This window comes from Photobacterium frigidiphilum, assembly GCF_003025615.1.
Lineage (GTDB): Bacteria > Pseudomonadota > Gammaproteobacteria > Enterobacterales > Vibrionaceae > Photobacterium > Photobacterium frigidiphilum.
Window position 1 is genome coordinate 1 of sequence record NZ_PYMJ01000077.1, and the last position, 5,400, is coordinate 5,400.

Consider the following 5,400-nt stretch of genomic DNA (forward strand, 5'->3'; position numbering starts at 1 on the left):
GGGGGACACCACCCCCATCGTATTCCAGACCTTGAATAACGGCCTGTTACCCAATGGTAAAAACTCACGGTTAATGGACTGCACCATCACCGCCGCCGTTTACGGGGAGGTCTCCTCCAGCCGCGGCATCGCCCGGACCAACCGCATCAGCTGCATCTTTGAGGACGACGAAATCATCGACATCCCAGTGGAGGCGACAGTCTTTAACTTCGGTCGCAACGGTATTCGCGGCAACACGGTGATCCAAAACGGACAAATTGTCCAGATGGCCGGGATTGCCAGTATCTTGGGCGGTGCTGGCACGGCAGCCACAAGCCTGACCCAGACCACCTCGACATCAGCCCTCGGGACGACATCATCGGTGAAACCAGAAGATGCACTGCTGAACATGCTCGGAGAAGGTGTCCAGGGCGCCGGCAAGACCCTGGCCGACTACTACATCAAGCTGGCCGAGCAGTACCACCCTATCATCGAGCTCAACCCCGGCAACGTGGTCAACATCGTATTCCTCAAAGGGTTCCCGCTCGATGCCGTCGGCATTGAAGAATACGAAACCGCCCTTGCCCAGCAGCAAAGCACCGCAACCTCGCCCGCGGCGCAAATCATGGAAACCATCACCAACCCGTTACTGAGCCAGCTACCGCCAGGGGCGCGCCCGGCACCGGGACAAGCCGCCACACCCTTTGGCATACCCCAATAAGGAACCCTACCATGCGCCATTTCGCCCTGTTATCTGTCGCCCTGCTGCTCACCGGTTGCTCGGCCGGCATGAAAAGTGACTTTTCGTGTACCAAAATCGGCGGTCTGGAAGGCTGCGCCTCCATGACCGATGTACGCGATGCCGTGAGCCGCGGCGAGTTTTCCGCCAACGGCCAGACCACAGCCAATACCCTGCCTGCCCCAAACACCTTCTTTATTCCCCTGCCGCGACGGGATAGGGAGGGCACCCCGCAACGCACCGGGGAGCAGGTGCAAAAAGTCACGATATTCCCTTTCACCACCCCCGAGGGCCATTACGTCGATACCGCCGACGTGTACATCGTCCTCGATGACAGTCAATGGACCGGCCGCCCAGTACAAGCCGTTCGTAAGGATTAAGCCATGAAAGCCTGTTTTACCGATACCATAAAAGCCAACCTGACCAACCGCATCGACTTGCCCCACCCAATCCGTGACAGTAACCCGTTCAATGACCAATGCAACAACGGGACCATTGGCATAGGCGGCATGGGGGCAGGAAAGTCCTTATTTCTCGATACATTCATCCAGTCACTCGTAAAGACAGCCAATCAATCCGTTCGTCCCACCCAATCTGCGCGGAGGATTAAGCCATGAAACACCCCTTCACCGATTTGGCCGGTTTGGTAAAAGCCAGCAAGACCAACAACTACCACCTCCACCACGAATTGCCCTACCGGTTCTATGACGATGAGACCGGGGTATTTGATAACCGCAACAGCCGCGGATTCGGCTTGTCGCTCGCGGTCCTCGGCGGGGCCAATGATGATCTGGTCTCCTCCCTGAACGCCATCATTTGCAACTTGCCCGAAGGCAGCAAATGGGATTACCAGTTTGTGCTGGTCGGCAACAACCAGGTCGCCGATCTGATTGAGAAAAATACCGCCACCATGGGTGCCCGAGGCGGCATCTGTGAGCAGTTTGCCACCAACCAGGGAATTTACGCCCAGCACAGTGCCCAGCAGGGATTCAGCACCCGACTGAACAAGGCCTATCACTACGACTTGAAGGACTACAACGCCTGCCTGTTTGTCTCGACCACCGACACCAAGGAGGCGCTGCTTGAGGCAAAGGACATGCTGGCCGCGGAGCTGACGCAATGCGGACTGAACCATTCTCCCGTGACCCCCGTGGAATTGATGACCCATGTGCGCGAGCATTTGAACTTCAACCGCCACCAGGACCGGCCGCAACCGGCCACCTACAACGAATACGAGCCCATCAACACCCAGACGCTGAGTCCGGACAGCGAGTTTCTTATTCACCGCGCCCACATGGACACCCGGCACACGCCGCCTGACGGTGATACGCCAGTACGCACCCGCATTGTCAATCTCGGGCTGGCCCGCCTGCCCAATGATTTTCGCCTGTACGGTTTTTCAAACTGCCTCGCCTCCCTGCGCCGTACTGCCAACAGCCTGCAGTGCCCGCACCGACTCAGCGTTAATTTCCGTATCGAGGGAACGGGGGAGCAAATCACCCAGAACGACAGCAAAATCCAATCGCTGACCAAGATTGTGGGCTCGAAAATGCGTTTACTGGTGCCTTCTGCAGAGGAGGAGCTCAAAGAGCGCGAGGAGCTGCAAAACGGCTTGATGCACCAGGAATACAAAATCGCCACCATGGTGATGACCATCAGCCTCTATACCACCCAGGAAAAAGCGCGAACCCACACCACCGTGGCCACGTCCACCTTCCGCGAGGCCGGGCTCTCCGTGGTGCGTACCAACATGCTGCAGGGACAAAGTACCCTGTGTACGCTGCCGTTTGCCATGACCGAAGGCTACTTCAAGGACTGTCAAAAAGCCGCCCGCACCCGCACCATGAAAACGTCCAACGTCGTCAATTTCTTACCCATTGTGGCGGAGTACAAAAACTTTTCCGGTGGGGTCATGGTGCCGACCATGCGCCACCAAATCAGCTATTTTGACCCCTTCAACTGTGGCAGCGACAACTACAACATTGCCCTGACCGGGGGCTCAGGGGCCGGTAAATCCTTTTTCGTCCAGCAGCTGGCACAAGCCGTCTATGCCCGCTCGGGCAAGGTGTGGATATTAGACAAAGGCTCCAGTTACAAAAAGGAGACCCTGATGCTCGGCGGCACCTACATGACCCACGAGAACATTTTCCTCAACCCCTTTACCCACCTGGGGAAAATGGAAGAAGCTAGGGATGCGGGCACCTTCGGGGATATCAATGACGAGCAGGGCAACAAAGTCGATCCGATTGCGCTGGTACTCGACAACATCACCGGCCTGATTGGCTCGATGGCCTCCCCCCGCGAGGAGCTGGTGCCATACCAGGAATCCATGCTCGGCGATGCCATTTTAATTGCCTGGAAAAGCAAGGGCACGGACGCCCTGATTGATGATGTCCAAGCCGCCTTGTATACCCTGGCCAAAGAGAAGGAGGATGACCGCCGTATCAGCGATATCGCCGCCCAACTCAATAAATACTGCAGCGACGGCATTTACGGCGATGTGTTCAACAAGCCGTCGCAACTCGACCCAAATATCCACTTCACCACCCTGGAGCTCGACGGCTTTGCCGATGCGGTCAAACGCCCGGTGATCTTCGCCTTGATGGTCGCCATCAACCAACAGATGTACCTGTCCGGCAGTCGTTCGACCCCGAAGATGTGCATCATCGAGGAAGCCTGGTCATTGATGAGCGGGGCCAATGCGCAGGCCCGCGAGTTCATTAATACCGGCTATCGCACCGCCCGAAAATTTGGTGGCTGCTTCTGTACCGTCACCCAGGGGATTGAGGACTTCTTCCAGAACGAAGAAGCCCGCGCCGCCTTCAACAACTCCGATATCCACATCACCCTGCGCCAGGGGGAAGGGTTCGAGAATTTCTTGAAGGGGAACCCGAAACACTTCAACCCGTACGAACAAACCATGATCAAGAACTTCCCGCGGGCCCAGGATGCCGGGCACTCCTGCGCAATGATAAAAGCGGGCTCGTACACCTCGTTCCACCGTATCTTTGCCGACCCGTGGACCCGCTCCATGTTTTCTACCGAGCCGAAAGAATATGAATATTGCGAAACCCTCATCAACCGCGGCGTGCCGCTACTCGAAGCCATCGAGCAAACCGCCATGCACTTTAACGGCCAGGCCATGGCAGAGTTTTCGGCCATCCTTGCCCAGCACCAAACCGTCCAGGAGGAAACACCATGAGCCCACGACGCACCGTGACATTAAGCGTGACACTGTCACTCCTTGTATCTGCCACCGTCTGCCTACTCGGCGTGGGACCTTTCAACCCCACGCCCGCCCTGGTCCACATGGACATGAAAGGCACCCTGGCAGCGTTTGAGAAAGACATCGCCAAACGCGCCCTATCACCGGCGCAACAACGAAACCAGGCTTCGCGTTTTTCAGCCGCCCTGGAGGACGTGCTGTACGCATACGGTATCGAAAAGAACGTGGTGATTGTGGTCACCCCCGCCCTCGTGGCGGGCGCACCCGACGTGACCCGCGACATTCAACAGCGCACGCTCAATGCCCTCACCAAAGAGGAATAACCCATGACAGACCATTGCGACACCCTTCTATCGCATGCGATAGAAAACACCGTCGAACGCCTGTTTGACAGACATGACGTCGAGATGCTCATTACCTTCATCAGAATATTAAGGCCGCTGGGATTTGGCCTTGTTAATTGGCGAGATGCTCAAGAATCACTCAACCACACACTCAGGGCGGAGCTGGAAAAGAAGGTCGCCTCACGCATAAAGCGTTGCATTGACCATAGCCTTAAAAACAACCTAACACTTGAAGAAGCGCACTATATCGCCGAGACCTTGATCGGCAGCGCCTATTACCTCCCAGAAAACCTCAAACCCACCCGGAACATTTGCTCTGTCCCGGATTTACTGAATGCCTTGCTCCCGCAGGGGGTAAACCAATTCAACGCGTTAATCGATAAGGCGAGTGAACAATGAACAGCCAACATTCAACGCTAAAAACCGCAGTTCATTCCCCGGCGCACTACCTTGACCAATTAGCAAACCTGGTGTTATGCACCGCCCGCCTGCTCCATTTTACGATGCTCAATACCACGGCCATGACACTGTTTACCGTGCTTGGTGCTGTGACACTTGACGAACAATGGCTGCACCGACCGGAGTTGGCCACCGTCACCATCTTTCTTTTCAAGGGCTGGCTACTCGTCACATTGTTGGTCGGCGTCATATTCAACAGAGGCGGATTTTACAACGCCCTTACCCTACGGGCAGAGGAGCATTACCAAAGAGACCATCAGCACCGACCATGTAGAATCCATTTAGATGAACACGCGTACTCATCGGATTGTTTGAAAGGAAAGCCGACCTACCACCCGTCGGAGCCTGCCAAAGACGACACCCATCAATGTGGTAAATAGACACTCAACACTGAAAAGGAGCCCACCATGACAATGACCGCCAGGGGGCTGCAGACAGGCCTGCTGCTCGCCCTCTTCACTACCCTGCCACTCTTCGCACAGGCCAAAACACTTGGCGTCGTCGGCCACATCTTCCCCATCGGGGAAATCGACATGCTCGACTGGATTGACCAACGCCTGCGCACCTTTGCCCAAAATGGCGAAATGGATGCGATGAAAAAACGCATGCAGAGCCGGGTGAAGGCCAGCGTCCGACGCCCGGCCCCTGTGGCC

Annotated in this window: 6 protein-coding genes and 1 pseudogene; all 7 read left to right on the forward strand. The window is 56.2% G+C overall.

The genetic code is table 11. From position 1 onward, the window contains the following. The coding region (locus C9J12_RS29415; protein ID WP_193944723.1) for a TraB/VirB10 family protein at nucleotides 1-700 on the forward strand (700 nt) is incomplete at its 5' end. An 11-nt stretch (nucleotides 701-711) separates the two neighbouring features. Continuing rightward, on the forward strand, nucleotides 712-1,098 hold the full coding sequence (gene traV / locus C9J12_RS29420; protein ID WP_107246924.1) for a type IV conjugative transfer system lipoprotein TraV: 387 nt from the start codon (nucleotides 712-714) through the stop codon (nucleotides 1,096-1,098). A 233-nt stretch (nucleotides 1,099-1,331) separates the two neighbouring features. Next, a complete protein-coding gene (traC, locus tag C9J12_RS29430; RefSeq protein ID WP_107246929.1) occupies nucleotides 1,332-3,920 on the forward strand; it encodes a type IV secretion system protein TraC in 2,589 nt (862 codons plus the stop codon). After that, a complete protein-coding gene (locus C9J12_RS29435; protein WP_107246932.1) occupies nucleotides 3,917-4,267 on the forward strand; it encodes a TrbI F-type domain-containing protein in 351 nt (116 codons plus the stop codon). The genes traC and C9J12_RS29435 overlap by 4 nt, the downstream gene beginning before the upstream one ends. Before the next feature lie 3 nt (nucleotides 4,268-4,270). Beyond that, on the forward strand, nucleotides 4,271-4,687 hold the full coding sequence (locus C9J12_RS29440) for a hypothetical protein (RefSeq protein ID WP_107246935.1): 417 nt from the start codon (nucleotides 4,271-4,273) through the stop codon (nucleotides 4,685-4,687). Further along, nucleotides 4,684-5,127: a hypothetical protein gene (locus C9J12_RS29445; RefSeq protein ID WP_107246937.1), complete on the forward strand. Its 444-nt coding sequence runs from the start codon at nucleotides 4,684-4,686 to the stop codon at nucleotides 5,125-5,127. The genes C9J12_RS29440 and C9J12_RS29445 overlap by 4 nt, the downstream gene beginning before the upstream one ends. 27 nt (nucleotides 5,128-5,154) lie before the next feature. Then, nucleotides 5,155-5,400: pseudogene (locus C9J12_RS29450) on the forward strand (type-F conjugative transfer system protein TraW); the annotation flags it as partial.

Excerpts from the sequence above, each read along its gene's own strand:
- traV (WP_107246924.1), top strand. The coding sequence starts at position 712 with ATGCGCCATTTCGCCCTGTTATCTGTCGCCCTGCTGCTCACCGGTTGC.
- C9J12_RS29435 (WP_107246932.1), top strand. The coding sequence starts at position 3,917 with ATGAGCCCACGACGCACCGTGACATTAAGCGTGACACTGTCACTCCTT.
- C9J12_RS29440 (WP_107246935.1), top strand. The coding sequence starts at position 4,271 with ATGACAGACCATTGCGACACCCTTCTATCGCATGCGATAGAAAACACC.
- traC (WP_107246929.1), top strand. The coding sequence starts at position 1,332 with ATGAAACACCCCTTCACCGATTTGGCCGGTTTGGTAAAAGCCAGCAAG.
- C9J12_RS29445 (WP_107246937.1), top strand. The coding sequence starts at position 4,684 with ATGAACAGCCAACATTCAACGCTAAAAACCGCAGTTCATTCCCCGGCG.